This window comes from Niveispirillum sp. KHB5.9 (genome assembly GCF_048066115.1).
In the GTDB taxonomy this organism is placed as follows: Bacteria; Pseudomonadota; Alphaproteobacteria; order Azospirillales; family Azospirillaceae; genus Niveispirillum.
The window spans coordinates 1-26,830 of the sequence record NZ_JBLTYX010000032.1; the positions used below are offsets into that span (position 1 = coordinate 1).

The window sequence follows — 26,830 nt, forward strand, 5'->3', positions numbered from 1 at the left end:
CTCTAACACTGTCCGAACCTAATGACAGGCTGTCAATTGTCGACTGGCTGCCGATGCGTTCACACCTGCTTATTGAGCAGGATCGCGGCACGGTTGAGCTGAACGTGGAACTTATGGTGACGGTCCTTCCGTAAGCTGGGTTGGTCAAGGGCTCCGGCAATGGCGGCGGAAATTTTATTTGCTGCGACTAGGACGGGGTCGTTCGCCAGATGGGCGTAACGTTGCGTCGTCGTTGGTTGGGTGTGCCCGAGAATTTTTCCAATAATCAGCAGGCTGCTTCCATTGGCTGCCCCGACGCTGGCAAAGCTATGTCGAAGATCGTGTAGGCGTAGATCAGGCAATTGAGCTGTGCCGCGAATCTTCTCCCAGGTCCGGTCGATGTTGACCAATTGTCCATTCCCTCCTTTTCCAGAAATGACATATGGGTTGCCAGGCACACGTTGAAGCTTGATCAGCGTATCGAGAGCAGTGCGGCCCAAGGGCACGACCTTCGCGCCGGTTTTGCTGTCAGGCAAGCGCAAGCAGGAGTGGGTGGTATCCACACAATCCCAGGTGAGCTTCAGGATTTCGGATTTTCGGCAGCCGGTCAGTAGTAAGAGGCGAATGGCGGCGATAAGGTAGGGGTTGGCGCCCTTTTTCTCAAAATCGCTTAATGTCTTGCCGAGTCGAGCCATTTCCTCCTCGGTGAGGAAGCGCTCAAGCTTTCGGACCTGGAATGTTTTGATGCCCGTGGCGGGGTTGTCTTCCCGGAGTTCCCGAGCCAGAGCGAAAGCGAACATTGCCCTCAGCAGGATCACGGTCTGCGATGCGGCACCCTTCCCGCCGGTCGCTCTGCTGCCTCCCTTGCTGGACCGTTGGGGGCTGGCCGTCTTTCCGGTTGCCACATCACGCAGCAGACGCTCAACATCGGCACGGGTGATGTCTCCCACCTTCCTTTTCCCCAACAGCGGTTTGATATGCCAGGTAATCCGTCCCTGGTCGGCGCGAATGGTCGAGGACTTCTTGGTGGTACATCCTTCAGCGAGGTACAGATCGCACAGGTCGGACACTGTCAGATCCCGTCGCTTGTCCGCTTTCGCGGCAGCGGGATCTTCGCCGAGATCCACCGCGGCCAACACCCGCCGGGCTTCCTGCCGGGCTTGCTCGGGTGTCCAAGGTGATCCATGACGCCCGATTGTAATACGGCGAGTCGGCATTCCACGTCCGCCGGTGCGGTACTGTACAAGATATGTCTTTGCGCCTGATGGTGTGACCTTCAATCCAAAGCCACTCAGTTCGCTGTCCCACAGATAGCAGTCCCGTGCGCCTGGGATCGCGCTATCGACAGTCCGCTTGGAAATGCGTGTTGATGGCATGCCCGGTCTCCTTGGAATAATATCCTATGCTGCGGGGTGTCCAGTAAGCACCCAGTAAGCACCGTGGAGTGAATGGGGGAGCATTTTATCGTAGTTCTGTGATACAGGAAAATAAAAAATATGTTTTGTCACAATGTGTTGTAGTGATTACCCGTAAATGAGCGTAACGCTGCGTAAGATATACTTGCGGACTCTGACTCCGCCAGTCTAGGTTCGAATCCTAGTCCCCCAGCCAACCTCTCTAAAAAGCGCCCGACTTGGTCGAGGCGCTTTTGTCATTGCTGGGCTTTCGTGCTCAACGACGTTGCCGGATCATCCCCGCCAGGGCCGTCACCGCTGCCATAGGGTCGGCCTCATCCTCCGCCACCGTCAGGTCGGGTATTACCGGCTGCGTACAGCCCTGGTCCGAGGGCCGGGTGAACAGCACATCGGGGACGAAAGCGGCCAGGCCGGCCCCCTCCAGCGCCACGCGCCGCACCCGGCCGCTGCTGCAGGAGCGGCCGCCCGTCGGCTGCCCGGCGATGGTGGCGACGCCCTGATCCTGCATGGCGGTCAGCATCAGGATGGCAGATGAATAGCTGCGCGTGCCGGCCAATATCCAGGCGCGGCCGGGAATATGGGCGGGATTGTCCGGGGCGGGCTGGTAGTAGCGCTTGCCCTCGATCACCTTCACCGACCCGACCGCCTCGTCCGGTTTGGCGATGGACTTGTGGAGCTTCACGGCGGCCTGGGAATAGATGCGGTAGGGCTTGGTCGCGAAGTACGGCGCCAGCCCTTCGGTCCACAGCTTGTCATCCCCACCGGGATTGAAACGCAGATCGATGATCAGGTCCTGCACGCTGGCCGCGCGGAAGCGGGTGAACAGGTCGGTGGTATAGGCGCGGAAGGCCTCCAGCCCCGCCCCGTCGAAACTGTCCACCCGCAGATAGCCGATATTGCCGGGCAGGATGGCGTCGGAAACCGTGTCGGCGAAGGCGGGTTCCGGGTTGATCGCCGTGGGGATGCTGTCGCGGCCGGGCAGGGTGACGCTGTCGCCGGGGGCGAAACCGATGTGGTATTCCGGTCCGCCATTGAACATCAGCCAATGGAACAGGGCGAACCGGTCGCCGGCCAGGGCGCGGGCATGGGCCGGACTGTCACCGTGGGTACGGGCCAGGATGGCGCCGGCCAGGGCGCTGGCGGGTTTGCCGTCGATGTCGGTCACCTGCGTTCCCACCGGCCGGCCCGCAGCGGGTTTGGTCAGGACCAGCCGGCCTTCGGCGTCGATGCGGACATCGATGGGCAGCAGGCGGCCGCCGGCCTGGATATGCGCCTGGAGTGCCGCCATACGGTCTGGAAAGGCCACCAGCATATGGCCGTCGCCCAGCAGCGGATTCAGCCGGGCCAGGGCCCGCCACGCCTCACGCCGGGTCATCGGGCTGGTCAGGCCGGCCTCGATATCGGCGGCCATGGCGGCCACCGCCTTGTGGTCCATGGTGAAACCGGGATCGGGGTGCAGTTCCTCGATCGATGCCAGCACCCGCTTCAGGTCGGCACGCACGGCATCGGCGCTGAACGTCGGTTCGGCGGCCTGTGTGCAAGCAGCCCAAAGGGTGGCACCGGCCAGCACGGCAAGCGCAAGGCATCTCATGGCGGTTATTCCTATGGGGTTTCGGCGTTCAGGGCGTCGATACGGCGGGAAAGCGGGTCGCGGTACAAATGGTCGATGGCGGATTGCAGCAGGGCGGGCAGGTCGGCACCCAGCTGCGCCGCCAGCCCGTCCAGCGCCCGGGTCATCAGCGCCAGATGTGTTGACAGCCGCTCCGCCTCCGCCTGTCCGTCCGGCGTCAGCAGGATCAGGCGGCGACGGCTGTCCTTGGGGTCGGGCTGACGGATGGCCAGGCCCTGTTCCTCCAGGGCGGCGATACGCAGGGTGACCAACTGGTGCTGCTGCCCATAGGCCTGGGCCAGTTCGGTCAGGGAGGAGGGGCCGTGGCGATGCAGATACATCACCGCCGACACGCAGATCGCTGGCGTGCGGAAGCCCAGCCGGGCCAGATGCTGGGCGCTGTCCTCCGTCACCTGCTGGGCCAGCCGGTCGGCCAGCAGGGCCACGAAGGCCGGGCGGGTGTCCGGGTCCAGGAAGGACAGGGTGAAGGCGGGGGGCGGTGACGTAGGCTTCATAGTCTGCAAAAAATTGCGCAAATATTGGCGAATGTCAAGCGACCATAAAAAAGGGGGCGAACCGTCAAGGTCCGCCCCCGGAGTGACCCCGCCTCAGCCTCGGGGTTATCGCATTCAGTAGCCTCAGTCGCCGACGGCCACATCCGTGGTCTTGGCTACGCCGCACGTGCGGCGCGGCGGCGGTCGCCGCCGTGATTCAGGTCCCGAACGGGACCTGAATCATTCCGCCGCAGCCAGGAAGCCACCCGACTGCCGGTGCCAGAGCTGGGCATAGCGCCCGCCCATGGCCAGCAGCGCATGGTGGCTGCCTTCCTCTACTACCTGTCCGTCCTCCAGATAGAGGATGCGGTCCATTTCGGTGATGGTGGACAGGCGGTGGGCGATAGCGATGACCGTGCGGCCTTCCATCAGGGTCCACAATGCCTCCTGGATCAGATGCTCCGACTCGCTGTCGAGCGCACTGGTCGCCTCGTCCAGGATCAGGATGCGGCTGTCCTTCAGCAAGGCCCGGGCGATGGCGACGCGCTGGCGCTCCCCGCCCGACAGTTTCACACCCTGTTCGCCGACGATCGTGTCATAGGCGGTGGGGCGCTTCATGATGAACTCGTCCGCATGGGCCTTCACCGCGGCGGCGCGGATTTCCTCCAGCGTCGCCCCCGGCTTGCCATAGGCGATGTTCTCGCCCACGGTCCGGTGGAACACGCCGGGCTGCTGCGGCACCTCCGCCACCGCTTCGTTCAGGCTTTCCCGCGTGACATGGGCGATGTCCTGCCCGTCGATCAGGACGCGGCCATATTGCGGGTCGTACTGACGGCGGATCAGCTTGACCAGCGTGCTCTTGCCGGCCCCTGACCGCCCGACCAGCCCCACCTTCTCACCGGGCTTGATGGTCAGGTTCAGGCCGTTGAACACCTTGGTGCCGTCGCCGAAGCTGAAATGCACCTCCCGCAGCTCGATCCCGCCGGCCCGCATGCGCAGCGCCGGGGCGCCTACCGTGTCGGTGATCTCATGCGGGGCCGACACCAGGTCCAGCGCCTCCGACAGGGTCCCCAGCTCTTCGAAGAAGGACAGCATGCGGTCGGACAGGTGCCAGACCGTGTTGGAGATCTGGAAGGCGAGCGTGAAGACCAGCGTGAACTCACCCACCGTCATGACGCCGGCCAGGGTACGGTTGATGGCCACCCAGACCAGGGCACCCAGCAGCGCCACGATGGACAGCATCTGGAACATGCGCATGGCCACCAGGAACCAGCGCAGCCGGCGCGAGCGGTAGCGTTCCTCATTGATATAATGACCCAGGAACGACCGTTCGAACGCGGTGCGGGCGAAGCCGCGGATCAGGTCGGCATTGGTGATGGCATCGATGATCCGGCCCGACGAACTGGACACCGCCGCACTCATCTTCTCCGACAAGGTGAAGCAATGCCGGGCCAGCCAGCCGGAGACGCAGACATAGACCACCATCCACCCGGCCAGCACAGCGGAGAAGACCGGCGACGCCGTCCAGAGCAGGGCCAGTGCCACGGCCAGCAGCACGATGACGCGGATCACGTCCCACATCAGGATTTCGATCACGCCCAGGACGGCATTCGCCCCCTGCTTGATCTTCTGGCCCAGCTTGCCGGCGAAATTATCCTGGAAATAGCGGGGGCTGTGCCCCAGCAGCCAGGAGAACATCCGCTTCTGCGCCAGCGCCCGGATGGAGGGCGAGGTGTAGATGTCCATGATCTGGTAGACGCGGTACATGCCCATGCTGCCCAGCCAGATGCCCAGCAGCAGCACGAACCAGCCCATGACACCCAGCCCGTGCACGCCCTCGGTGGGGGTGCCTCCCGTTGCCTGCGTCAGGGCATCGACCACGGCCTTCAGGGCATAGGGCTCGAACGCTTCGATCCCCTGGCCGATGATCACGGCCAGCACCATCAGGCTCAGGCGCCCGGCGAACTTTTCCCGTACCAGGCCCCACATGAAGGCGAACGGCTTGGGCGCCAGGGGCTTGGTCGGCTCCTGGTCCTCCCAGGCGAAATCCTGGTCCTGTTTATCCAAACTATCAATGCGAACAGCGCGCATCCCGGCGCGCAGCATGGCGGCGAACATCTTCCACCCCGTCTCCGGCACAGGGCCATCCCCGCACCGCACAATACATCCGATGTCGGAAGTGATGCGGTATGGTTAGGATTCTGTCAACGGGGAAAAAACTTGGGCGATGGATCAAATGGATTTGGGCGTGAGGGCATTCGGAGCGGGATGGGGTGCCGCTCCGGGTCTATGCAACGCTGTGAAACGGAAAATCGCGGATGTTTCGGAGCATGCGCGGGGATCGCTCCGAATGTGCAGACATGGATATGGCTTGATGGACGCAGCATAGCAGGAAGGGCGGCGAAAGTCAGCTTTCGGGCGTATCCTTGAAATGCTCCTCCGCCCAGTAATGCAGCGGCATCAGCCGGCAGGCCAGTTCCCGGCCGGCAGCCGTCAGGGCATAGCCGTCGGACAGTTCCACGATCCGCGCACCCCGCAATTCCGCCAGCCGCGTGTTCAGCACCGAGGGGGAGATGGTTTCACACCGCTCCTGCAGTGCCCGGAAGGACAGGCCCGGCTGCTGGTACAGTTCCCACATCACCCGCAGCGCCCAGCGGCGGCCCATAAGGTCCAGCAGCTGCATGATGGGGCGACCCGTGGTCGAGCCGTGGGGTGCCGACATGTGTTTTTCGGTCGCTACGATTTTCATAGCGAATCCCTTTTTGTTGCGCTACGAATTCTGTAGCACAAACCTTGATGCAGGAGAAACGCCCATGTCCGCGCGCCTTGCCCCGGTTTCCGCCCCCTTCGATCCATCGGTCGCGGCAACGATCGACCGGCTGCGGCCGCCGGGTTCGCCGCCCCTGGCCCTGTTCACCACGCTGGCCCATAATCCGCGCGTGCTGTCGCGCCTGTTCGCGGGCGGGCTGCTGGATGCGGGCAGCATTTCGGTGCGCCAGCGCGAGTTGGTGATCCTGCGCACCTGCGCCCAGGCGGGGGCCGATTATGAATGGGGGGTGCATGCGGCGCTGTTCGGGGGCCAGGCGGGCCTGACGGCGGAACAGGTGGCGGCCACGAAGGCGGAGAACCCGCTGGGGCCGGACTGGTCGGAGGATGATCTGCTGCTGCTGGATACGGCCGACGCGCTCTATGCGCAGGGCGATCTCAATGACAGACAGTGGGGGGAATTGTCGGCCCGGTTCGATCAGGCCCAGATGGTGGAACTGCTGGCGCTGGCCGGATATTACCGCACCATCGCCCTGCTCTGCCGCACGCTGCGGCTGCCGGCGGAAGGTTTTACAGCGGTTTATTCGGCCGCGCCGGCATCGGCATAGGCGGTGGCGGGCAGCTTGGGCTGGTAGTAATAGCCCGACTCCATCTTCTCCCGCTCCGCATTGGCGGCGATGCGGTCGATGACGGGCAGCGACCATGCCGCCGCCAGCAGGAAGGTCCACAGGGCCGCCATCATCAGACGATCCTTCACTGAATGGAACTTGACCAGCACACGGGACATTTTTGCCTCCATCGCAACCTGTGTTCCAGGTTATGCATTTACTGTACCGACCAATGTTTGCCGGGTTCTTAACGGACCGGTGCCCAAGCGGCGGCAAGGTTGTGACTTTGTGTGGGCAAAGGGATAGGAGGCCCGAATGCGGATCGTCATGATGGCGCTCGGCTCACGCGGGGATATCCAGCCTTTCGCGGCACTGGCCGCCGGGCTGGCGGCGCGCGGGCATGCGGTGCGGCTGCTGACCTATGCCGGCTTCGCCGATCTGGTGGAGGGCAGGGGGGTGACCCTGGTCCCGGTCGACGGCGATATCCGCGAGGATCTGGGGAGCGAGGCCGCCCAGAAGATGTTTGACGAGGGGGCAAGCCCCCTGGCCGTAGCCGGCGCCATCCGCGATGTCAGTGAGCGCTACGCGCCGGGCTGGGCCAAGGCGCTGCTGGAGGCGGCAAGGACTGCCGACCTGATCATTCCTGCCGGTGCCACATCCTTCATCGGTGCCACGGTGGCGGAAAAACTGGGCATTCCCTATGTCCAGGCCTATCCGCAGCCCAACCTGCCCACCCGTGCGTTTCCCAGCCCGTTGGCCCCGCCGCCCAAGACCAAGCCGTCGGGCTTTGCCAACTGGCTGCAAAGCTGGGCCGTGGCTCTGTTCTTCTGGCAGGTGTTCCGGCCCGGCGTAAACCGCATCCGGCGGGACGTGTTCGACCTGCCCCCCTATCCGTTCCCGGGGCCCTATTGGCGCATGCAGCGCGATGGCGGGCCGGTGCTGTTCGGGCACAGCCCGTCGGTGCTGGCCAAGCCGGATGACTGGCCGGCGGCAGCATATGTCACCGGCTATTGGTTCCTGGACCATCCGGAATGGGAGATGCCGTTCGAACTGGCGGAATTCCTGGCTGGCGGGCCACGGCCCATCTATGTCGGGTTCGGCAGCATGATGCCGGGCGATGCGGCGGCGACCAGCGCCAAGGTGGTGGCCGCCGTGCGCCGGGCCGGATGCCGCGCCATCCTGGCCGGCGGCTGGGGCGGGCTGAAGCCCGACGCACCGGCGCCGGATATTTTCTGGCTGGACGGGGCGCCGCATGACCGGCTGTTCTGCCATGTGGATGTGGTGGTCCATCATGGCGGGGCGGGGACGACGGCCGCCGGTCTGCGCTCCGGGGTGCCGGCCGTGGTGGTGCCGTTCCTGGCCGACCAGTTCTTCTGGGCCTGGTGGCTGGAGAAGATGGGCGTCAGCGGCGGTACCATCCGGCATCGGGAGCTGGATGCGGAACGGCTGGCGGCGGCCATTCGACTGGCCATGGAAGACCCCGCCATCCGCCAGCGCGCGGCCTTCCTGGGCCGGCGCATCCGGGATGAGAACGGGATCGCGGAGGCGGTGCGGGTGATCGAGGGGGCCGTAGGTCAGGTCGAGGCGAGAGCCGAGCCCTGACATCCATCGGCACTGTCGCTTGTCAGGGCTCGCCTGCGGTTCGACCTGACCTACGGCGCCATGAGCAGATACTGTTGAAGGCCGGCGACTGCCGGCCCGCCGCACGTGCGGCGTGAGCCAAGCCGACGGATGTCGGCGCCCGGCGCCTGAGGGAACATAAAAATGAAAAAAGGGCCGCCCGGTGAGGAGCGGCCCGAAGTGGGGTGACAAGAAGAGAGAGAACCGTCGCCGTCCCCTTCCCGTGCCGAAACGGGGACGTAACGGGTCTGCCGGCAATCACTTGCCCGGACAGACGGCGTTGCCCGGATCGGCATCCAGCTTCAGGTCGGTGACCGTCAGGCCCAGCCGACCCTCGGTGCTGATCACCACCGGGGCATCGATCGTCGCCATCCGCGCACCGGCGGCGGCGAAGCATTTCAGGGAAATCTTCGTGGTCTGGAAGGTGCCGGGCTTGGCATCGGCCAGGATCTTGGTCACGTCCAGGCTGGCGCGGCAGTCATTGCCGCAGATCATCGAGACATGGGCCTTGCCGGTCGGCGCCTGATCCACGCGATAGCGCAGCGACAGGGTGACGTCGCCATTGGACTGCCGTGACAGGTCGATGGCACGGCCGGAGATGACGAAGGTGCCCAGGCCCGTGCCGTTCCAGGTCAGCTGCTTGGCATCCTCCTGTGCGGCCACGTCCACCGATTTCAGGTCCACGACCTTGCCCGGGCTGGTGCCGGTGGTGGTGGTGACGCGCAGATCGCCCACCTTGTCGGCGATGGCCAGCGACCAGGGGGCCGGCGCCCCGCCACGGCGGAAGAACACGCCCGACGCTGCACCGGCACCGGCGGGTACGCCTGACGCTTCCGACAAGGCCGCCAGATCGCCCTTGTCCTTGTAGGTCAGGCCGAAACCATAGGCGAATTGCGGGTCGTAATTGGCGTCGCCCCGGTTCAGCGGTGTCTGGATGGCGGTCTTCGGCCAGGAGAAGGACAGTTTGCCGGTGAAATCGCGATTGATCTTGCCGTCCTTGTCCTTGAACAGCACATCGGCGATGCCGTTGCCCTCCGTCCCCGGCAGCCAGGCGGCCACGAAGGCGTCCGACGCGTTGATCTCCGGGTTCACCCACATCGGGCGGCCGGACAGGAATACGGCGACGGTGGGGATGCCCTGGGCCTTCAGCTTCTTCAGCAGGGTAAGATCGGACTTGTCGCCCGGCTGGTATTCCAGCGTCTCCACATCGCCCTGGAATTCGGCATAGGGTTCCTCGCCGAACACGACGATGGCGACGTCCGGCTTGGCGGTGAATTTGCCGTCCTTGTCATAGGCGACGGTGCCGCCGCCGGCGGCCACGGCTTCCTTGATGCCGCCCAGGATGCTGGTGGCGCCGGGGAATTCGTCGTTGCGGTTGCCCGTGCCCTGCCAGGAGATGGTCCAGCCGCCCGCCTGCTTGCCGATATTGTCGGCCCCGTCACCCGCCACCAGCACCCGGGATTTGGGTGACAGCGGCAGGACGCCGCCCTGGTTCTTCAGCAGCACCAGAGACTTGGCGACCGCCTCGCGCCCCACGGCGCGGTTTTCCGCACTGCCCAGGGTGGCGATGGCGGGGACATCCTTGCGGTCCTTGGGGGCCGGCTTGTCGAACAGGCCGGCATGGAACTTCACGCGCAGGATGCGGCGCACGGCATCGTCCAGGCGGGCCATGGGGATGGTCCCGTCCTTCACCTGGGCCAGGGTGTTCTTGTACAGCAGTTCCCAGCTGTCGGACGCCATGTACATGTCCAGACCCGCGATCAGCGAGGTCGGGCAGTTGAACTTGGTGCAGCCGGGCACCTGGTCATGGGCGTTCCAGTCGCCGACGATGAAGCCGTTGAAGCCCATCCGGCCCTTCAGCACATCGGTCATCAACTGCTTGTTGCCGTGATGCTTGATGTTCTGCCAGGAGCTGAAGCTGGTCATGATGGTCAGCACGCCGGCATCGATGGCCGGCGGATATCCCGCATTGTGCAGGCGGACCAGTTCTTCCTCGGTGATCTTGGCGTCGCCCTGGTCGCGGCCCTGGTCGGTGCCGCCATCGGCCAGGAAATGCTTGGCGGTGGCCACCGTGCGGCCCGGCTTCATCCAGTCCTTGGCGCCCAGCGTGCCCTGGATGCCCTCGACCACGGCGCCGGCATAGGCGGCCACGATCTCCGGATCTTCCGAGAACCCCTCATAAGAGCGGCCCCAGCGGTCGTCGCGGACGACGGACAGGGCCGGCGCGAAGGTCCAGTCGATGCCGGTGGCCGCCATCTCGCGCGCCGTCACTTCGCCGGTACGGCGCAGCAGGTCGCGGTCGCGGGTGGCGCCCAGGGCGATATTGTGCGGGAAGATGGTGGCGGCACCGATATTGCCGTGGCCATGCACCGCATCGACCCCGAATATCACCGGGATCTGGGTGTGGCCCTCGCGCTTTTCCACGGAAACCCGGTAGAATTCGTCCGCCAGGTCCAGCCAAGCCTGCGCCGGGGCGCGGTCATCGCCGCCCGGGCCGGAATTGCCGCCCGCCAGGATCGATCCCAGCGGGTATTTGCGCAGGTCGGCGGGCTTGATCGTGGAAATGTCGCCCTGGATGGTTTGGCCGACCTTCTCCTCCACGCTCATCTTCGCCATGAGCGCATCGATCTTCTTCTCGATCGCGGGATCGATCAGGCGCTGGGCCTTGGCGGCGGGCCATTTCTCCGGATGCAGGGTCTGGGCCGGCGTCGCCGGACCGTCGGCGGAAAAGGCCACATCGGCCGTGAGTACCCCACCCAGGCCGGCCACCAGGGCAAGCGCGCTGACAAGGCCAAGGGCGCGGGCCAGCCGCGCGGTTCGCTTCGACGTCACTCTAGGATCCTCCCGATCTGCGTTCGTTATCACGGCGGGTCTTTTTCGACCCTTTCCGCGGCTTATGTCTGACATCGTTGTCAGTTGAAATGACATCAACCCGCCGGGCTGTCAACGCCCAAGTCTCAACAAATTCGTACCCTCTGTGCTGGATGACGGGGCGGGTGGAAACCCGAGACCGTGATCCGCACTGTCAACGCTGTCAGTCAGGATGTCCAACGGTCATCCGATGCTGCCTCTGCCGGGCGGCCACGTTACCGCTATCACGAATTCACTATCCTGTGCAAAGCCTTAGGGCGATGGCGTCCAGGATATGAATGGAATTTTGTAATGAGAATTGGCAGCGATGTCAATTGGCCATCGGGCGCGTCAGCGCGGACCGTGTTACGCCGTGCCTGCGAATAAACCCCAACGTTTCAGCCATATTTTTCACTTGCATTCAGGGATATGCGGGATCGTCCAATTGATGACAGCGTTATCAAATCCTGTTGACTGCGCTGTCAAGATTGTTCAAGGTGTGGCCGGGCCCTTAATCAAACCATAAAGGCTAATTCGCCCGGAGCCGTGAGGGAGGAGGTAGGCATGGACCCGCCTGAGGTGCGTCCCCGTCCCGGGGATTAAATAAATCAAAATGCCTTAATGGCCTTAAGTTCTTATGGGAGGTAGAAGATGTCAATGAAGTTCAAGTCCGGTTTCTATCTGGGCTCCGCTGCCGCGATCGCTTTGGCCGTGTCGCTGCCGGCCATGGCGCAGCAGGCGCCGGCCCAGCCGGCCGAAGGTGGCGTGCTGGATGAGATCATCGTCACCGGTTTCCGCGCCTCGCTGGCCAATGCGCTGCAGACCAAGCGCAATTCCAACGAGATCATCGAGTCCATCACCGCCGAGGATATGGGCAAGTTCCCCGACCAGAATATCGCGGAAAGCCTGCAGCGCCTGTCGGGCGTGCAGATCGACCGCGACAACGGCCAGGGCACCAAGGTCCGCATCCGCGGCCTGGACCAGAACGTCACCCTGCTGAATGACGAAATCTTCCTGACCGGCCTGGAGATATTCACCCTGGGCGAGGGCCAGACCCGCAATACCGACAGCCTGGAAGGCGTGCCGTCGGAGCTGCTGGGCGGGGTCGATGTCTACAAGTCGCCCAATGCCCGCCTGCTGGAAGGCGGCCTGGGCGGTACGGTCAATCTGAAGACCCGCAACCCGCTGGTCCTGGACCATGGCTACACCATCGCCGGCAACGTGCGCGGGGCCAAGTCGTCGGGTGCGGACGGTGGCTGGAAGCCGCTGGGCGCCCTGGCGCTGGGCTATAACTGGGATGACAAGGCGGCCTTCATCGCCACCCTGTCGTACGACAAGCAGAATACCCAGACCGACGTGCTGGGCGGCCAGAACCGCGGCAACTGGCGCTTCGCCGATCGTGGCGACAAGGCCACGGTCACCAAGAACTATTACGCGCCGGAATATCGCTACGCCACCGACCGCGAACAGACCCGCGAGCGTATCGGCGGCTCGCTGGCCGGTGCCGTGCAACTGTCCGACGCCGTGGAAGTGTCGGGCGAATGGTTCCATTCCGAGCTGGACATCCTGACCTCGGAAGCCTCGCTGAAATTCCCGTTCGCTGTCGAAAGCCCGGGCCTGGACAGCACCAAGCCCTATACGATCGATGAGAATGGCGTGCTGATCAACGGCACCCTGATCGCCAATTCGGCCGAAGCCATTTCCTATGTCCAGAATTCCAAGATCGACAGCGACAATTTCGGCCTGAAGCTGAAATATGACGATGGCGGCAATTTCCGCGGTTCGGTGCGCGGCGCCTATGCCCAGGCCGACCTGTTCTCCGACGCGGCCAGCAACGATGTGCGCTATACCCAGTATGGCGTGCCGACGGCCGACGCGACCAGCCCCACCGGCTATAGCCACAAGCCGGCCAACCCGGCGGCCCCGGCCAATTACCGCTTCAACTACAACAATGGCAACGGCACGTTGCCCTCATTCTCCCTGGCCACGACGCCGGACCTCTACACCAACCCGGCCTATGGCTATTTCAAGTCGCACTGGGTGTTCGGCGACCGTGCCGATCTGGAGAATTACTCGCTGCGCGCCGATGGCGAGTATGATCCGGACTTCATCGCGGCCGGCAACGTCACCCTGTCGGGCGGCTATCGCTATGCCTCGCGCGATGTCGATTATACAAGAGGCCGCTATCTGGCCAACCTGTCCGGCAAGGGTGAGCTGGATGGCACCAAGTTCGGCCAGAAATGGACGCCGTACGGTTACTTCATGGATGGCGCCATCGGCTTCAAGTCGTGCGAGCTGCCGGCGGGCACGCCGGGCATCCCCAATGGCTGTAACAACCGCTTCGGCAATTCCGCCCCGCTGCTGACCCCGTTCCAGACCTTCACGGGCACGCCCGGTCGGGTGGAGACGATCAACAATTTCTTCTCATCGGGAGATGTCGTGGGCGGCAAGATCCTGGTACAGGATCGCAGCCAGATGAAGGACGGGGCCGCCTGGATCCAGGCGCTCTATCCCTCCACGCCGTTCGCGTTCTATGAGGAGCCGCTGGAAAGCTTCCGCGTCAAGGAAAGCACCCATTCCGGCTATGTCATGGCCGATATCGGTGATCCGGGGGAAGGTTACCACATCAATGTCGGCGCCCGCCTGATCCACACCAACCTGACCGTCTATCAAAACCGCGCCACCGACCCGGACCCGGTCTATCTGGGCACGGACAGCTGGAACGGTGTGCTGCGCGACAGCGAGACCATCGCCAACGAGCGGTCCTATACCGACATCCTGCCCAGCCTGAACATGGTCTTCGACCTGGATGAAGGCCAGAAGGTGCGCTTCGCCGCCTCGCGCGTTGTCGCCCGCCAGAACCTGTTCGACCTGGGTCGCGGTTTCCGCGTGGACTTCACCCGCAACCCGACCACCAACCTGTTCGAGGCCGTCAACGGCTCGGCCGGCAACCCCGACCTGGACCCGTTCCGCGCCTCGCAGTTCGACCTGGGCTATGAATATTACTTCGGCAGCCAGGGTCTGGTGTCGGCCGTCGGCTTCTGGAAGGAAGTGGACAGCTTCATCGGCAGCGAGACCAAGCCGGAATTCGTCATGGATCAGGCCGGTGGGCGCAACACCCCCATCGCACGCCCGATCAATGGCGAGGGTGGGCGCATCAAGGGCTTCGAGCTGGGCGCCCAGTACGCGTTCGATTTCGGCGTCGGTTTCAACGTCAACTATACGTTCTCCGACAGCAAGTCGCCGATCTTCAATGATTTCGACAGCGGCCTGCCCATCCCGGGCGTGGCCAAGCATGCCTTCAACGGCCAAGTCTATTACGAGTATGAGGGGCTGGAGGCGCGCGTTTCCTATACCTGGCGCAACAAGTCCTTTGCGGGCAATTTCGGCTTCACCGACGGTGCCGTCACCCGCACGCTGGGCATCTGGAACCGGTCCTACGGCCAGCTGGACGCCCAGATCGGCTATCAGCTGACCGAACAGATCGGTCTGACGCTGGAAGGGGTCAACCTGACCAAGGAGGACCAGAGCCAGTTCCTGCAGTTCGGCAATCTGCCCTTCACCTACGGTTCCGGGTCGCAGCGCATCATGGCGGGCGTCCGGTTCAAGCTGGGCGAGTAAGGGTAAACGGGAGGGCCAGGCGTCGGGGGCACCCGCCGCCGGGTTCGTTTAGGGAGGAAAATGCCCCACCCCGCCGCTGTTCTCCGGCCCCCACCGGAGGGCGGCGGCGGGGTGAAGGCATTTCGGGGAACCGAATGACGCCCGTGAACGGGCGCGAGGGGGCATCATGGCGGGTAATCTTCCGAACAGTATCCTGATCGTGGGCGGCGGTACCGCCGGATGGATGGCGGCGGCGGCCCTGGCGCGGGCCGTGGGACGGCATACGCGCATCCAGCTGGTGGAAAGCAGCGCCATCGGCACGGTGGGCGTGGGCGAGGCGACGATCCCCGCCATCCGTGGCTTCAACCATATGCTGGGCCTGGACGAGGCGGATTTCCTGCGCCACACCCAGGGCACCTACAAGCTGGGGATCGAGTTCCGCGACTGGACGCGCCTGGACCACAGCTATTTCCATCCGTTCGGCGTGCATGGCGCCAGCCTGGATGCCAACTACACCCACCAATACTGGCTGCGCCTGAACCAGATGGGGGAGGGCGGGCGGCTGGAGGATTATTCGCTCTGCACCCTGATGGCGGAGCAGGGGCGCTACATGGCGCCGGTCACCGACCCGCGCAACATCATGTCGGTGGTGGGATCGGCCTATCATTTCGATGCCAGCCTCTACGCCACTTATCTGCGCCGCTATGCCGAACGCCTGGGCGTCGTCCGCCTGGACCGCAAGGTGGTGGATGTGGCCCTGCGCGGGGAGGATGGGTTTGTCGAAGCGGTGCTGACCGATGGTGGGGAGCGGTTGTCAGCGGATTTCTTCATCGATTGCACGGGCTTTTCCGGCTTGCTGATCGAAAAGGCGCTGAAGGCCGGTTATGAGGATTGGACGCACTGGCTGCCCTGTGACCGGGCCTGGGCGGTGCCGTCATCGGGCGACGGGCGCATCACGCCCTTTACCCGTTCCACCGCACGGCAAGCCGGCTGGCAATGGCGCATTCCCCTGCGCCACCGGGTTGGCAACGGCCATGTGTTCAGCAGCGCGCATATGTCGGAAGAGGCGGCGCGCGACGTGTTGATGGCCAATCTGGATGGGGAGGCACTGGCGGAGCCGAAGCTGCTGCGCTTCGTCACCGGGCGGCGGCGGCAAAGCTGGATCAAGAACTGCCTGTCGCTGGGGCTGGCGTCGGGGTTCCTGGAGCCGCTGGAAAGCACGTCCATCCACCTGATCCAGACGGGCATCACCAAGCTGCTGGATTTCTTCCCCGGCCGCGATATCGATGGGGCGGAGGTGCGGGAATACAACGCGCTCGCCCAGGCGGAGTTCGAGGCGGTGCGCGACTTCCTGATCCTGCACTATCATGTGACCGAACGGTCGGACAGCGCATTCTGGAACCATTGCCGGACCATGGATATCCCCGACAGCCTGAAAAGCCGGATCGACCTGTTCCGCCGGCGGGGCCGGGTATCGACGCGGGCCCGTGCCCTGTTCACGGATACCAGCTGGATCGCGGTGATGCTGGGCCAGGGGATCATGCCGGAAGGGTACGACCCGCTGGTCGACCTGCACCCGCTGCCGGCGGTGCGTGACCGGATGGCGACGATGCGGGCGCGAATAAAGCAGGCGGCGGACGCCATGCCCACGCACGAGGCGTTTCTGGCGAAGCTGGCGGCGGCGTGAGGGTTTGTCGCATCTCCGCCTCTTCGTCATCCCGGCGAAAGCCGGGAACCAGGGGCAAAGCGCTCGACCTCTCGGCAGTGTCGATCAAGGCAAGCTGAAGTGTTCTTTCCTGTGGCCCCTGGTTCCCGGCTTTCGCCGGGATGACGGGAGGGGAGTGGGCAAGCGAGCGCCCCTTACAGCCAACCCCGCCGCTTGAAATAGAAATAGGGCACGATCACCGAGACGATCATCAAACCGATGGCCAGCGGATAGCCGAAAGGCCAGTCCAGCTCCGGCATGAAATGGAAATTCATGCCATAGATGCTGGCCACCAGAGTCGGCGGCAGGAACACCACGGCCGCGATGGAGAAGATTTTCACGATATTGTTCTGCTCGATCCCCACCACGCCCAGCAGCGCATCCAGCTGGAAGGCGATGTTGGAGGACAGGAACGCCGTGTAATCGGCCAGCGACTGCGCATCCTGGCTGAGCGTCTTCAGTCGCGCCCGCAGGGTCTTGTCGGCGGCCAGTTCGCGCACCGTGCCGGTGAAGGCGATGATGCGGGTCAGGGTCACCAGGCTTTCGCGCGCCTTGCCGGTCAGGTCATGGGCCCGCGCAATACGCTTCAGCAACTGGTGCTGCTGGTCGGAATTCAGATGGCCCTTATGATCCTCGATCAGCAGTTCGCGGGCCACCGCCGTCACGTCGCGGCCGGCCCCTTCCAGCACGTCGGCGATGCGGTCCAGGATTGCGTCCAGCAGCGAGAGAAAACTGGACGTGCCGTTCTCCAGCTTCACGCCCTGGCGGCTGACCTGATGGTGGAAGCCGTAGAAGGGCTTGGGATCGTCGAAGCGCAGGGTGATCAGCGTCTCGCCGGTCAGGACGAAGGTGATATCCATCGTCTCCGGCACCGGTGCATCGGCGCGGCACAGGACCGTGGCCGTCATGAAGGAACCACCGGCCTCGCGGTAGACGCGGCTCGACAGCTCGATCTCCTTCATCTCCTCCCGTGTCGGCAGGGTGACGCCGAAGGTCTGTTCGACCAGCTGACGGTCGGCAGTGCTGGGGGCATTCAGGTCGATCCAGCAGGCCTGGCGCAGCGCCTCCACCGACGGCACGCCGTCCAGGGGCTCGTTACGACCTTCAACCATGCGGTAGGCGCGGATCATCAGCCTTCTCCCCCGCGTCATGTGCTGCTGACGCTTCCGGCTTTACCCTGTCCTGTGCGTGGGGGGAAGCGAAGTTTCGCCGCAGGGAGGGGTAACTGAACGCTGGCGCGGGGGCTGGGTTGCAGGTAAATGCTGGTCCCCATGAATCCGCTGCTGAAACTCGCCCTCGAAGCAGGTCCCCTCGCCCTGTTCTTCGTCATCAATTCCCGTTACGGCCTGATGGCCGGCACGGGTGTGTTCATGGCCGCCACCGTGGTGGCGCTGTCGGTCAACTGGCTGCTGGAAAGACGCCTGCCGGTGATGCCGCTGGTCGGCTGTTTCTTCGTGCTGGTATTCGGCGGGCTGACCTTGTGGTTGAATGACGAGCTGTTCATCAAGATCAAGCCGACTGTGGTCAACCTGCTGCTGTCGGGCAGCCTGTTCGTGGGCCTATACCTGAAGCGCAACCTGTTGAAGGTGGTGCTGGGGGCGGCACTGGACCTGACCGATGCCGGCTGGCGCGTCCTGACGGTACGCTGGGCGTGGTTCTTTCTGCTGCTGGCCGTGCTGAACGAAATCGTCTGGCGCAGCTTCGGCACCGAGGTTTGGGTGAATTTCAAAGTGTTCGGCATCATGCCGCTATCCATCGCCTTCTCCCTGGCGCAGATCCCGGTGATCATGAAGTATCAGAAGCCGGAGGCGGGCGAGGGGGCAGGCGCACCATGAGCGCGGATCGCACCTTCTTCGACGATCTGGCGGTGGGGGAGGTGCAGCGGTCGCGCACCCTTACGGTCGATCGCGAGGCGATGCTGGATTATGCGCGCCGTTACGATCCCTGGGATTTCCATGTCGATGAGGAAGCGGCGGCCAAGACCCATTTCGGCGGCCTGATCGCCAGCGGCGGTTACACGATCTCGCTCTCCTACATCCTGGGGCATGAGACCATGGCCAAGGCGGGCAAGCCCTGGGCGTTCCTGGGCGGGTTCGACTGGCAGCTGAAATTCCAGAAGCCGGTGCGGGCGGGCGACAGCCTGCACCTGACCGATACGATCACGGAGCTGACGCCGTCCCGCAAGGGCGGGCGGGGGATCGTGAAGTTCCGGCGCGAGATGTGGAACCAGGACGGTGAGGTGGTGCTGTCCATCGATATCGTGGGGCTGGTGGCTGCAACGGACGCGTAACGACCGTTCCTTTCCATTTCGCAATGAATTCAGTTGGTAACGCCGGGGTAACGTCGATTGCGCAGCCCCGGCGGCGGTTCCAATGATCGCCCTGTCATTTCCTGATGGGGGGTATCATGTCACGTCTTGTCCGTGCTTCCGCGTTCGCGTTCCTGGCCTTGTCGGCCGGCGGGCTGCTGGGCGCCTGTTCGATCAATGTCAATGACGGGGAGTATGAGAACGGTCATTACCGCACTCCCCGCACCGCCACCGACCTGTGCCGGCGCGAGGTGGACCGGTCGTTCGGCGATCGCTACCGCATTGCCTTCGACCTGCCGGAACTGTCCACCAATGGCAATGTCCAGACCGTCAGCCAGCCCTTCACCATGGCCAGCCGCAAGGATGCGTTCGAGGGGCCGCAGCGCCGCACGTTGCGTTGCACGGTGGTCGACGGGGTGCTGACCCAAGCCGTGCCGAATTAAATCGGACCAAATGAAAAGGCCGCTCCGGATCGTCTCCGGGGCGGCCTTCATTCTTTCCAACCATCCACGCCTCAGGCAGCGCGGGCGGCCATCAGCTTCTTGATCTCGGCGATGGCCTTGGCGGGGTTCAGACCCTTGGGGCAGGTCTGGGTACAGTTCATGATCGTGTGGCAGCGATAGAGGCGGAACGGATCCTCCAGCGCGTCCAGACGCTCGCCCGTCATCTCATCGCGGCTGTCGGCGATGAAGCGGTAGGCCTGCAGCAGAACCGCCGGGCCCAGGTAACGGTCGCCGTTCCACCAGTAGCTGGGGCAGGACGTCGTGCAGCAGAAGCACAGGATGCATTCATACAGCCCGTCCAGCTTCTCACGCTCTTCCGGGCTCTGCAGGCGTTCGCGCGAGGGCGCGGTGCTCTGCGTCTGCAGCCAGGGCTTGATGGAGGCCAGCTGGGCGTAATTCTGGTTCAGGTCGGGGACCAGATCCTTGACCACCGGCTGGTGCGGCAGCGGGTAGATCTTGACGTCGCCCTTCACCTCGCCGATCGGCTTCAGGCATGCCAGGGTGTTGCGCCCGTCGATATTCATCGCGCAGGAGCCGCAGATGCCCTCGCGGCAGGAACGGCGGAAGGTCAGGGTGCTGTCGACATCGTTCTTGATGTGGATCAGCGCGTCCAGAACCATCGGACCACACTTGTCCAGGTCGATCTCGTACTTGTCCTCACGCGGGTTCTCGCCCGTATCGGGATCATAGCGGTAGATGCGGAAGGTGCGGGTACGCTTGGCATCCGCCGACGCCGACTTGATGGTCTTGCCGGGCTTAACCTTGGAATTGGCGGGCAGGGTGAATTCGGCCATGGGTCTAACGCCTGTTCAGCAGATGGACATTCCATACCCACCCGGTCGTTGCCGGGCGCGCGCGGGGGTACCCCAGACGCCGGTCAACGCCTGGGCAAAAGGACAATAGAAAGCTTGGGCGCAGAAATCCATGACCGATTTGTGCATCGCGGGAATGGACGGGGTGCGGCAATCGCTTGCCGCACCCCGCATCGTCATCCAGAACCCGGCTCGGCTCAGGTTTCCGGATTGCTCTGTTGCGGGATCGTCTTCAAATCGATGATCGGATAATTGATCACGTTGGCGACGCCCCCGACCAATGCCGCATAGGCCTTCATGAAATGCTGCCATTCCAGCATGGCCGTCCCCTGGGTCGCATCCTGCTGCTGCTTGGGCGTGGGCAGGTCGGTCGGCGGCGGTGCCGGCGGCGGCGGCGTGGCCATGTCGACGATCATCGCCAGGACGGTCTGCGGTTGCGGCAGCGCCGGGTTCGGCGTCATCAGATGCACGCCGTTCTTGGGCCGCGTATAGTTGATGGCCAGGAAATCGACCCTGGTGATCAGGTTCTTGGACAGGGCCACCAACTCCGCCGGCGCCTGGGGGCCGGGCTGTCCGGCGATGCTGTCCTGGGTCACCGGATCGATCGAGCCCGCGGGCCACTGGTAGGTTTGCCACAGGGTCTTCAGCGTCGACAGGTTGGCGAAGCCGCAGGGGACCACGTCCAGCGTGTTCACCCAGAACTGCCCATAGGGGAACAGCCCGTCATAATAGGCGGCGAAGGTGCCGTCGCCCGCAGTGGAGGGGGCGTAGGCATTGGGATAGATGGCGTGGCTGCTGCCGGTCGACGTCGCGGCCACCTGCCAGGCCAGGTAGGTGGCCATGATCTGCGTCTGGCAGCCGCCCAGGCTGTGGCCCGTCACCACCAGCGGCACGCCCGGATAGGCGGTCAGGAAATCCAGCACGGCGGCGGCGATCCCGCCCGTCTTGGCGATCCCGCCCGGCGTCTCATAACCGCATTCGATATTGGCCATCTTGGAAAACCCGGCGGCCGTGCCGGTGGACACATGCCCGCCGCCGGTGGGGATGGCGGTATTGGCCGGGTTGGGCACGCCGGTGAAGGCGTTGACCAGGCTTTCCACCGTATAGGCGTTGAAGTCCTGGAGCACTTGCTGCGCCAACGCCACATAATCGGTGGCGATGTCGGTGCCACGGATGCAGACGGCGAAGAAATAGGGCGCGCCCTGGGGGTCCAGGGGAGAGGCCGGCCGGGTGCCCTGGCGGAAGCTGACCAGGAAGACCAGGTTGGACAGGTCGTCCGTGATGCCGGGGCCCCAGTCGACATTCCAGTAGCCGGACAGCGGCGTGTTGCCGGTCGGGTCCGTCGGGTCCGGCGGCGCCTGCATATAGACGTCGCCGTCGGTGGGCATGAAGGCGAACTGGATGGTCCGCGCGATCACGCCGGCGGTTTGGGCGCCTTCCTGGATATAGGCGGCATTGGCGAGGCCCAGCCAGGTGAGGCCGAAATCCGTGCCCTGGAAATAGGAGGCGGCGAGAGGAGGAGCGTAGGTCATATGCGTCTCCGGTGGTCGAGGGGAGCTGGGGTATATAATCAATACGCGCATTGACGCCCGGATATTTGAAAATCACCGACAAAATTGCAAGAAAAAACTGGTTAATTTTTCGTTATTATTGATGAGTTAATGTATTTATTGTCAATATGTTAAAGTAAATATGTTAATATATCAAGTAAGCGTCGGCGCATGATTTAATAAATTAACACGGCAAAGAAAAAGGGCCCGGCTTTCGGCCGGGCCCTCGGGAACGCTGTATGGACCGTGGTATCAGTAGACGCGCTTCTTCGGCGGGAACACTTCCACCTCGTTGGTCAGCGTGTAGAGATGCACCGGACGATAATCGATGGTCGGCTTGCCGGCCTCGTCCACCCAGACGGCGGTGTGCTTCATCCAGTTCTCGTCGTCACGCTCGCTGAAATCCTCACGCGCATGGGCGCCGCGGGATTCCTGACGGTTGGCGCCGGAATTGATGGTGGCCACGGCCTGGTACATCAGGTTGTCCAGTTCCAGCGCTTCCACCAGATCGCTGTTCCAGATCATGGAGGTGTCGCTGACCTGCACATCCGGGCGCTTGGCCCAGACTTCCTTCATCTTCTCCACACCCTCGTCCAGCACCTCGCCCGTGCGGAAGACGGCGCAGTTGTTCTGCATGATCTTCTGCATTTCCAGGCGCAGATGCGCCACGCGGGTGCCGCCCTTGGCGAAGCGGGCCTTGTCCAGACGGGCCAGCGCCTTGTCGGTGCTGTCGTTGGAGATGGTCTTGTGCGGGGCGCCCTTGGTGACGATCTCGGCGGCGCGGATGGCGGCCGAACGGCCGAACACCACGAGATCGAGCAGCGAGTTGGAGCCCAGGCGGTTGGCACCATGCACCGACACGCAAGCCGCCTCGCCGATGGCCATCAGGCCGGGGACGACCTGATCGGGGTTCTCGGCCGTGGGACGGATGACCTCGCCACGGTAATTCGTGGGGATGCCGCCCATGTTGTAGTGAACGGTCGGCAGAACCGGGATCGGCTCCTTGGTCACGTCCACGCCGGCGAACACGCGGGCCGATTCAGCGATGCCCGGCAAGCGGGCATGGATGACGTCCGGCGCCAGATGCTCCAGATGCAGATGGATATGGTCCTTGTGCTCGCCGACACCGCGACCCTCACGGATCTCGATGGTCATGGAGCGGCTGACCACGTCGCGCGAGGCCAGGTCCTTGGCGGACGGGGCGTAGCGCTCCATGAAGCGCTCACCGTTGCTGTTGGTCAGGTAGCCGCCCTCACCGCGCGCACCCTCGGTGATCAGACAGCCGGAGCCGTAGATGCCGGTCGGGTGGAACTGCACGAACTCCATATCCTGGAGCGGCAGGCCGGCGCGCAGCACCATGCCGCCGCCGTCGCCGGTGCAGGTATGGGCCGAGGTGGCAGAGAAGTAGGCGCGGCCATAGCCGCCGGTGGCCAGCACCGTCTGGTGCCCGCGGAAGCGATGGATGGTGCCATCGTCCAGGTTCCAGGCCAGCACGCCACGGCATGCGCCTTCCTCGTCCATCAGCAGGTCGAGGGCGAAATACTCGATGAAGAATTCGGCATGGTGGCGCAGGCTCTGCTGATAGAGCGTGTGCAGCATGGCGTGGCCGGTACGGTCGGCCGCCGCGCAGGTGCGGTAGGCCTGGCCCTTGCCATATTCGGTGGTCATGCCGCCGAAGGCGCGCTGGTAGATCTTGCCTTCAGCAGTGCGCGAGAACGGCACACCCTGATGTTCCAGCTCGATGATGGCGGGGATGGCTTCGCGCACCATGTATTCGATGGCGTCCTGGTCGCCCAGCCAGTCCGACCCCTTGACAGTGTCGTACATGTGGTAGCGCCAGTCGTCGTCGCCCATGTTGCCCAGGGCCGCCGAGATGCCGCCCTGTGCGGCCACGGTGTGGCTGCGGGTGGGGAACACCTTGGTGATGCAGGCGGTCTTCAGCCCCTTTTCGGCCATGCCGAAAGTGGCGCGCAAACCAGCGCCACCGGCGCCGACGACAACCACGTCATATTCGTGGTCGATGATCTTGTAAGCGGTCGCCATGGTGTCAGGCTCCGAATGCGATCTTGAGGACGGCGAAGGAGGCGGCCAGGAACAGCACCAGCGCCAGACCCTTGGTCAGCGCGATGGCGGCAACCTTGGCCAGCTTGCCGTGGATATAATCCTCGTACACTTCCTGCATGCCATAGGCGGCATGGTGGAAGGTGAAGCCCAGGAACAGCACCGTCAGGATGACCGGGCAGGGCTGCTTGAAGGTGGCGACCACCTCCTCATAGGGCGCGCCGATCAGGCTGATCACCAGGATGATGAACAGGATCGTCAGCACGGCCAATGCGGCGGCGCCGATGCGATAGGCCAGCCAATGCTGGGCACCCACCTTGGCGGAACCCAGGCCGCGGGCGCGGCCGATAGGCGTGCGGAAGCTGTTGGTATCGTTTGCCATCATGTCCCCCGTCAGACCGCGAACGCCGCGACCCAGGTCAGCACGGTCGCCACAACGGCGCCCCCGATGACCAGCTTGGCGCTGCTATAGGACTGTTCCAGGGTCAGCATCTTCACGCCGTCCCAGATCAGATGGCGGATGCCGTTCAGCAGGTGGTACCAGAGTGCGGCCGTCCAGCCGAACATCAGCAGCAGCCCGATGGGCGAGGCGATGAAGTCGGTGGCATCCGCATAGGCATCCGGACCGGCGGCGGCGGCAACCAGCCACCAGACCAGCAGCAGGGTGCCGAAAGTCAGGCCGACACCGGTGATGCGGTGGACGATGGACGTCAGGGCCGGCAGCGGCAGCCGGTAGACACCCAGGTGGGGGGACAAGGGCCGTTGCCGTTTGGCCGCAGGCGTATCGGTCATCTCTCTTTCGTCCTTGGTGCTTGCCGGGGTTTGCCCGTGCTCCCGCCCCCGCCAGGGGTGGGGATACCCGATGGAGGGACCACCGGCGGCTTATGAGACAAAGAAATCGCCCGAGTGACTTACGCCGAACCCCCGCCCCCGTCAACGCTTCGGCACTGCGGTAAAGGGCGTGACCGCCCCCCGACCTTGGCATGGCGCCCTTGTTTTTCAGCATGGCAGCATGTTGTTCTTCTGTTTTAGGGCCGGAGACCGCCATTCCATGCTGTCGTATGATCGCATCCAGGACATCGCCTTGTTGGAAGATCTGTCGATGACGGCCTGGCCGGCACCGCGACGCATCATCCATGGCGGCTGGGCGCTGTATTTCGCGGCGGGGCATACGGGCCGGGCCAATTCCGCCAATGCCGTGGTGCCGCTGGCCACGATCGACGATGCCACCATCACCCTGTTCGAGACGGAATATCGCCGCCAGGGCTTGGCCCCCATGTTCCGCCTGACGCCGCTGACGCCGCCCGACCTGGGTGCGCGGCTGGCGGTGCGGGGGTATGGGATCGCCAGTGAGAGCAAGGTGTTCTGGCGGTCGCTGAAGGATATGGGCGGTGCGGCGCCCGATGCGGCGGTGCGGGTGCAGGACAGGCTGGACAAGGCCTGGATGGATGCCTATCGCCGCATGGTACCCGTGCCGGAGGTGGAAATGCCGGCCCTAATGTCCATCCTGACCGGCATCGCCGTGCGCACCCGCTTCGCCACCCTGTGGCAGGATGGGGAACCGGTGGCGGCCTGCCTGGCGGTGCTGGACCGGGATTGGGTCGGCTTCTTCAAGGTGGCCTGCCGGGCGGACAGGCGCGGGCAAGGGCTGCCGCGACGGCTGATGCAGGACATGATGGGGCGTGCGGCGGCGGAAGGGGCGGTGGGGGCCTATCTCCAGGTGGGGGCGGGCAATGCGCCGGCCCTGGCGCTCTATGCCCGGCTGGGGTTCCAGCACCTGTATGATTATGCCTACGCGAAGTTGGGGTGACCGTCGTTTGTCGCATGCGCTTCGCTTATGCGACCTTAATTCACGCCGCGAGCAACCCCGCCCCTACCACCAGCCCCGCCGCGATCAGGGCGGAAATGGCGTAGAGCGCCATGGCGGCGCGCAGGTCGCGGGGCACCGCACGGGCACGGCCATTGCCCAGCCAAGGTTCCTTGACCACCCGTTCCCCCTCCCGCCTTGGTCCCGCCACCGACAGGTCCAGTACACCGGCGAAGGCGGCGACGGGCAGGGCGTCGGCCCCCATCGGATGGCCCATGGCGCCTTTTGCATCGCGCAAGCCGCGCAAGGCATTGGCCTTGGGCACGAAGCTGGCGGCCAGCAGCACGACCAGGGAAGCGATCAGGGCGGCGGGGAAACCCAGGATGGAGGTCAGGCGGCGGGCCAGCGCCCCGAAATGGGCGTGGCGGGGCGTGTCATGGCCGATGATGCGGGCGGTACCATCCAGCGCCGCCCAGGCCAGCAGCCCGGCCAAGCCGAACAGGGTGTAGAACAGGGCCGGTGCCACCACGCCATGGGTCAGGGCGCGGGCCGCCCCCTCCACCCCGGCGCGCACGGTGCCATGTTCATCCAGGCTCCAGAGCTGCCGGTCGGTCAGGGGGCCGACGGCGGTTCGCGCCGCCTCGATATCATTGCCCTCCAGGGCTGCCACCGTGCGCCCCATGGTACCCCAGGGCAGGCGCAGGGTCAGGCAGCGGACCAGGACCAGCAGTTCCACGAAGCCGCCGGCCGGGATGTGCCGCACCGCCACCGACAGGCAGAAGCCCAGCAACGCACCCAGGACCAGCAGCAGCAGCGTGACCAGTGATCCACGTGCCCGGCGTACCTTGTCCGTGCGGTCGATGCGGTTCAGACGGCGGTCATACAGCGCCACGGCACGGGCGGCCAGATCGGCGGGGCCGGGCAGGAAACGGCGCAGCCAGGCGCTGTCGCCCACACAGGCATCGACAACCAGCGCGATGATCAGCAGCAGCAGGGCATCAACCCCGCCGGAATAGGGCAGCAGCATGGGGACGTCCACGCGGGAGAGGGTTGATATGGTGTATCTGCGCGAACGCGGCGGGGGAAGGGGATGCATTGCGCATGCCCACGGACATGCCCTATTCCGGCTGTCGGCCGTCGCCA

At 64.4% G+C, this 26,830-nt stretch carries 22 protein-coding genes; 8 read left to right on the forward strand and 14 right to left on the reverse strand.

What is annotated here, in order from left to right; all coding sequences use genetic code 11:
• Positions 1 to 59: 59 nt before the first annotated feature.
• The 5 genes from ACM9HJ_RS28940 to ACM9HJ_RS28960 form a co-directional block, all read right to left on the reverse strand.
• Positions 60 to 1,355, reverse strand: coding sequence for a tyrosine-type recombinase/integrase (locus ACM9HJ_RS28940; protein ID WP_416575276.1), 1,296 nt, complete (start codon positions 1,353 to 1,355; stop codon positions 60 to 62).
• Positions 1,356 to 1,650: 295 nt separating this feature from the next.
• Positions 1,651 to 2,985: a S41 family peptidase gene (locus tag ACM9HJ_RS28945; protein WP_416575277.1), complete on the reverse strand. Its 1,335-nt coding sequence runs from the start codon at positions 2,983 to 2,985 to the stop codon at positions 1,651 to 1,653.
• 11 nt (positions 2,986 to 2,996) lie between these two features.
• Positions 2,997 to 3,518 carry a MarR family winged helix-turn-helix transcriptional regulator gene (locus tag ACM9HJ_RS28950; protein WP_416575278.1) on the reverse strand — a complete coding sequence of 174 codons (522 nt, stop codon included), beginning with the start codon at positions 3,516 to 3,518 and terminating at the stop codon, positions 2,997 to 2,999.
• A 219-nt stretch (positions 3,519 to 3,737) separates the two neighbouring features.
• The gene (locus ACM9HJ_RS28955) at positions 3,738 to 5,636 is read right to left on the reverse strand and encodes an ABC transporter ATP-binding protein (RefSeq protein ID WP_416575279.1); all 1,899 of its coding nucleotides are present in this window, start codon (positions 5,634 to 5,636) and stop codon (positions 3,738 to 3,740) included.
• Between the two features lie 268 nt (positions 5,637 to 5,904).
• Positions 5,905 to 6,219 (reverse strand): winged helix-turn-helix transcriptional regulator, encoded by a 315-nt coding sequence (locus tag ACM9HJ_RS28960; RefSeq protein ID WP_416575280.1) that lies wholly within the window; start codon positions 6,217 to 6,219, stop codon positions 5,905 to 5,907.
• Positions 6,220 to 6,310: 91 nt separating this feature from the next.
• Between ACM9HJ_RS28960 and ACM9HJ_RS28965 the strand changes: the two genes are divergently transcribed.
• On the forward strand, positions 6,311 to 6,871 hold the full coding sequence (locus ACM9HJ_RS28965) for a carboxymuconolactone decarboxylase family protein (RefSeq protein WP_416575281.1): 561 nt from the start codon (positions 6,311 to 6,313) through the stop codon (positions 6,869 to 6,871).
• On the opposite strand, the gene ACM9HJ_RS28970 is transcribed toward ACM9HJ_RS28965, so the two are convergent.
• A complete protein-coding gene (locus ACM9HJ_RS28970) occupies positions 6,844 to 7,050 on the reverse strand; it encodes a hypothetical protein (protein ID WP_416575282.1) in 207 nt (68 codons plus the stop codon). The two genes, ACM9HJ_RS28965 and ACM9HJ_RS28970, sit on opposite strands and share 28 nt — an antisense overlap.
• A gap of 136 nt (positions 7,051 to 7,186) precedes the next feature.
• Here ACM9HJ_RS28970 and ACM9HJ_RS28975 point away from each other — a divergent pair, with 136 nt between their 5' ends.
• Entirely contained in the window at positions 7,187 to 8,473 is a 1,287-nt protein-coding gene (locus tag ACM9HJ_RS28975) for a glycosyltransferase (RefSeq protein ID WP_416575283.1), read from the forward strand.
• Between the two features lie 276 nt (positions 8,474 to 8,749).
• Here ACM9HJ_RS28975 and ACM9HJ_RS28980 read toward each other — a convergent pair whose 3' ends face one another.
• A complete protein-coding gene (locus ACM9HJ_RS28980; protein ID WP_416575284.1) occupies positions 8,750 to 11,323 on the reverse strand; it encodes a glycoside hydrolase family 3 protein in 2,574 nt (857 codons plus the stop codon).
• 669 nt (positions 11,324 to 11,992) lie between these two features.
• On the opposite strand from ACM9HJ_RS28980, the gene ACM9HJ_RS28985 reads away from it, so the two are divergent.
• Both ACM9HJ_RS28985 and ACM9HJ_RS28990 read left to right on the forward strand, forming a co-directional pair.
• Positions 11,993 to 14,962, forward strand: coding sequence for a TonB-dependent receptor (locus ACM9HJ_RS28985; RefSeq protein WP_416575285.1), 2,970 nt, complete (start codon positions 11,993 to 11,995; stop codon positions 14,960 to 14,962).
• Positions 14,963 to 15,128: 166 nt separating this feature from the next.
• A complete protein-coding gene (locus ACM9HJ_RS28990; protein ID WP_416575286.1) occupies positions 15,129 to 16,628 on the forward strand; it encodes a tryptophan halogenase family protein in 1,500 nt (499 codons plus the stop codon).
• Positions 16,629 to 16,801: 173 nt separating this feature from the next.
• Here the strand turns inward: ACM9HJ_RS28990 and ACM9HJ_RS28995 are convergent, their stop codons facing one another.
• Complete coding sequence (locus ACM9HJ_RS28995) at positions 16,802 to 17,776, reverse strand: magnesium transporter CorA family protein (protein ID WP_416575287.1); 975 nt, start codon at positions 17,774 to 17,776, stop codon at positions 16,802 to 16,804.
• 129 nt (positions 17,777 to 17,905) lie between these two features.
• Here ACM9HJ_RS28995 and ACM9HJ_RS29000 point away from each other — a divergent pair, with 129 nt between their 5' ends.
• The 3 genes from ACM9HJ_RS29000 to ACM9HJ_RS29010 all read left to right on the forward strand — a co-directional run bounded on the left by ACM9HJ_RS29000 (position 17,906) and on the right by ACM9HJ_RS29010 (position 19,397).
• A complete protein-coding gene (locus ACM9HJ_RS29000; RefSeq protein WP_416575288.1) occupies positions 17,906 to 18,481 on the forward strand; it encodes a septation protein A in 576 nt (191 codons plus the stop codon).
• Positions 18,478 to 18,936 carry a MaoC/PaaZ C-terminal domain-containing protein gene (locus tag ACM9HJ_RS29005; RefSeq protein ID WP_416575289.1) on the forward strand — a complete coding sequence of 153 codons (459 nt, stop codon included), beginning with the start codon at positions 18,478 to 18,480 and terminating at the stop codon, positions 18,934 to 18,936. The genes ACM9HJ_RS29000 and ACM9HJ_RS29005 overlap by 4 nt, the downstream gene beginning before the upstream one ends.
• 116 nt (positions 18,937 to 19,052) lie before the next feature.
• The gene (locus ACM9HJ_RS29010) at positions 19,053 to 19,397 is read left to right on the forward strand and encodes a hypothetical protein (RefSeq protein ID WP_416575290.1); all 345 of its coding nucleotides are present in this window, start codon (positions 19,053 to 19,055) and stop codon (positions 19,395 to 19,397) included.
• A gap of 71 nt (positions 19,398 to 19,468) precedes the next feature.
• Here the strand turns inward: ACM9HJ_RS29010 and ACM9HJ_RS29015 are convergent, their stop codons facing one another.
• The 5 genes from ACM9HJ_RS29015 to sdhC form a co-directional block, all read right to left on the reverse strand.
• Positions 19,469 to 20,251 (reverse strand): succinate dehydrogenase iron-sulfur subunit, encoded by a 783-nt coding sequence (locus ACM9HJ_RS29015; RefSeq protein ID WP_416575291.1) that lies wholly within the window; start codon positions 20,249 to 20,251, stop codon positions 19,469 to 19,471.
• 215 nt (positions 20,252 to 20,466) lie between these two features.
• Complete coding sequence (locus ACM9HJ_RS29020; protein ID WP_416575292.1) at positions 20,467 to 21,801, reverse strand: lipase family protein; 1,335 nt, start codon at positions 21,799 to 21,801, stop codon at positions 20,467 to 20,469.
• A 270-nt stretch (positions 21,802 to 22,071) separates the two neighbouring features.
• Positions 22,072 to 23,862 (reverse strand): succinate dehydrogenase flavoprotein subunit, encoded by a 1,791-nt coding sequence (sdhA, locus tag ACM9HJ_RS29025; RefSeq protein ID WP_416575293.1) that lies wholly within the window; start codon positions 23,860 to 23,862, stop codon positions 22,072 to 22,074.
• A 4-nt stretch (positions 23,863 to 23,866) separates the two neighbouring features.
• The gene (gene sdhD / locus ACM9HJ_RS29030; protein ID WP_416575294.1) at positions 23,867 to 24,262 is read right to left on the reverse strand and encodes a succinate dehydrogenase, hydrophobic membrane anchor protein; all 396 of its coding nucleotides are present in this window, start codon (positions 24,260 to 24,262) and stop codon (positions 23,867 to 23,869) included.
• Between the two features lie 11 nt (positions 24,263 to 24,273).
• Positions 24,274 to 24,672, reverse strand: a complete 399-nt coding sequence (gene sdhC, locus ACM9HJ_RS29035) for a succinate dehydrogenase, cytochrome b556 subunit (RefSeq protein ID WP_416575295.1) — start codon at positions 24,670 to 24,672, stop codon at positions 24,274 to 24,276.
• 259 nt (positions 24,673 to 24,931) lie between these two features.
• Here sdhC and ACM9HJ_RS29040 point away from each other — a divergent pair, with 259 nt between their 5' ends.
• Entirely contained in the window at positions 24,932 to 25,690 is a 759-nt protein-coding gene (locus tag ACM9HJ_RS29040) for a GNAT family N-acetyltransferase (RefSeq protein ID WP_416575296.1), read from the forward strand.
• A 40-nt stretch (positions 25,691 to 25,730) separates the two neighbouring features.
• Here the strand turns inward: ACM9HJ_RS29040 and ACM9HJ_RS29045 are convergent, their stop codons facing one another.
• The gene (locus ACM9HJ_RS29045) at positions 25,731 to 26,714 is read right to left on the reverse strand and encodes a cobalamin biosynthesis protein CobD/CbiB (RefSeq protein WP_416575297.1); all 984 of its coding nucleotides are present in this window, start codon (positions 26,712 to 26,714) and stop codon (positions 25,731 to 25,733) included.
• Positions 26,715 to 26,830: the final 116 nt, after the last annotated feature.

Bases quoted from the DNA above. Each gene is read 5' to 3' on its own strand.
- ACM9HJ_RS28970 (WP_416575282.1), bottom strand. From the start codon at position 7,050: ATGTCCCGTGTGCTGGTCAAGTTCCATTCAGTGAAGGATCGTCTGATG.
- ACM9HJ_RS28995 (WP_416575287.1), bottom strand. From the start codon at position 17,776: ATGATCCGCGCCTACCGCATGGTTGAAGGTCGTAACGAGCCCCTGGAC.
- sdhA (WP_416575293.1), bottom strand. From the start codon at position 23,862: ATGGCGACCGCTTACAAGATCATCGACCACGAATATGACGTGGTTGTC.
- ACM9HJ_RS29040 (WP_416575296.1), top strand. From the start codon at position 24,932: ATGCTGTCGTATGATCGCATCCAGGACATCGCCTTGTTGGAAGATCTG.
- ACM9HJ_RS29015 (WP_416575291.1), bottom strand. From the start codon at position 20,251: ATGGCCGAATTCACCCTGCCCGCCAATTCCAAGGTTAAGCCCGGCAAG.
- ACM9HJ_RS28985 (WP_416575285.1), top strand. From the start codon at position 11,993: ATGTCAATGAAGTTCAAGTCCGGTTTCTATCTGGGCTCCGCTGCCGCG.
- ACM9HJ_RS28940 (WP_416575276.1), bottom strand. From the start codon at position 1,355: ATGCCATCAACACGCATTTCCAAGCGGACTGTCGATAGCGCGATCCCA.
- ACM9HJ_RS29045 (WP_416575297.1), bottom strand. From the start codon at position 26,714: ATGCTGCTGCCCTATTCCGGCGGGGTTGATGCCCTGCTGCTGCTGATC.
- ACM9HJ_RS28950 (WP_416575278.1), bottom strand. From the start codon at position 3,518: ATGAAGCCTACGTCACCGCCCCCCGCCTTCACCCTGTCCTTCCTGGAC.
- sdhC (WP_416575295.1), bottom strand. From the start codon at position 24,672: ATGACCGATACGCCTGCGGCCAAACGGCAACGGCCCTTGTCCCCCCAC.
- sdhD (WP_416575294.1), bottom strand. From the start codon at position 24,262: ATGGCAAACGATACCAACAGCTTCCGCACGCCTATCGGCCGCGCCCGC.
- ACM9HJ_RS28990 (WP_416575286.1), top strand. From the start codon at position 15,129: ATGGCGGGTAATCTTCCGAACAGTATCCTGATCGTGGGCGGCGGTACC.
- ACM9HJ_RS29010 (WP_416575290.1), top strand. From the start codon at position 19,053: ATGTCACGTCTTGTCCGTGCTTCCGCGTTCGCGTTCCTGGCCTTGTCG.
- ACM9HJ_RS29020 (WP_416575292.1), bottom strand. From the start codon at position 21,801: ATGACCTACGCTCCTCCTCTCGCCGCCTCCTATTTCCAGGGCACGGAT.
- ACM9HJ_RS28975 (WP_416575283.1), top strand. From the start codon at position 7,187: ATGCGGATCGTCATGATGGCGCTCGGCTCACGCGGGGATATCCAGCCT.
- ACM9HJ_RS28945 (WP_416575277.1), bottom strand. From the start codon at position 2,985: ATGAGATGCCTTGCGCTTGCCGTGCTGGCCGGTGCCACCCTTTGGGCT.
- ACM9HJ_RS29000 (WP_416575288.1), top strand. From the start codon at position 17,906: ATGCTGGTCCCCATGAATCCGCTGCTGAAACTCGCCCTCGAAGCAGGT.
- ACM9HJ_RS28960 (WP_416575280.1), bottom strand. From the start codon at position 6,219: ATGTCGGCACCCCACGGCTCGACCACGGGTCGCCCCATCATGCAGCTG.
- ACM9HJ_RS28965 (WP_416575281.1), top strand. From the start codon at position 6,311: ATGTCCGCGCGCCTTGCCCCGGTTTCCGCCCCCTTCGATCCATCGGTC.
- ACM9HJ_RS29005 (WP_416575289.1), top strand. From the start codon at position 18,478: ATGAGCGCGGATCGCACCTTCTTCGACGATCTGGCGGTGGGGGAGGTG.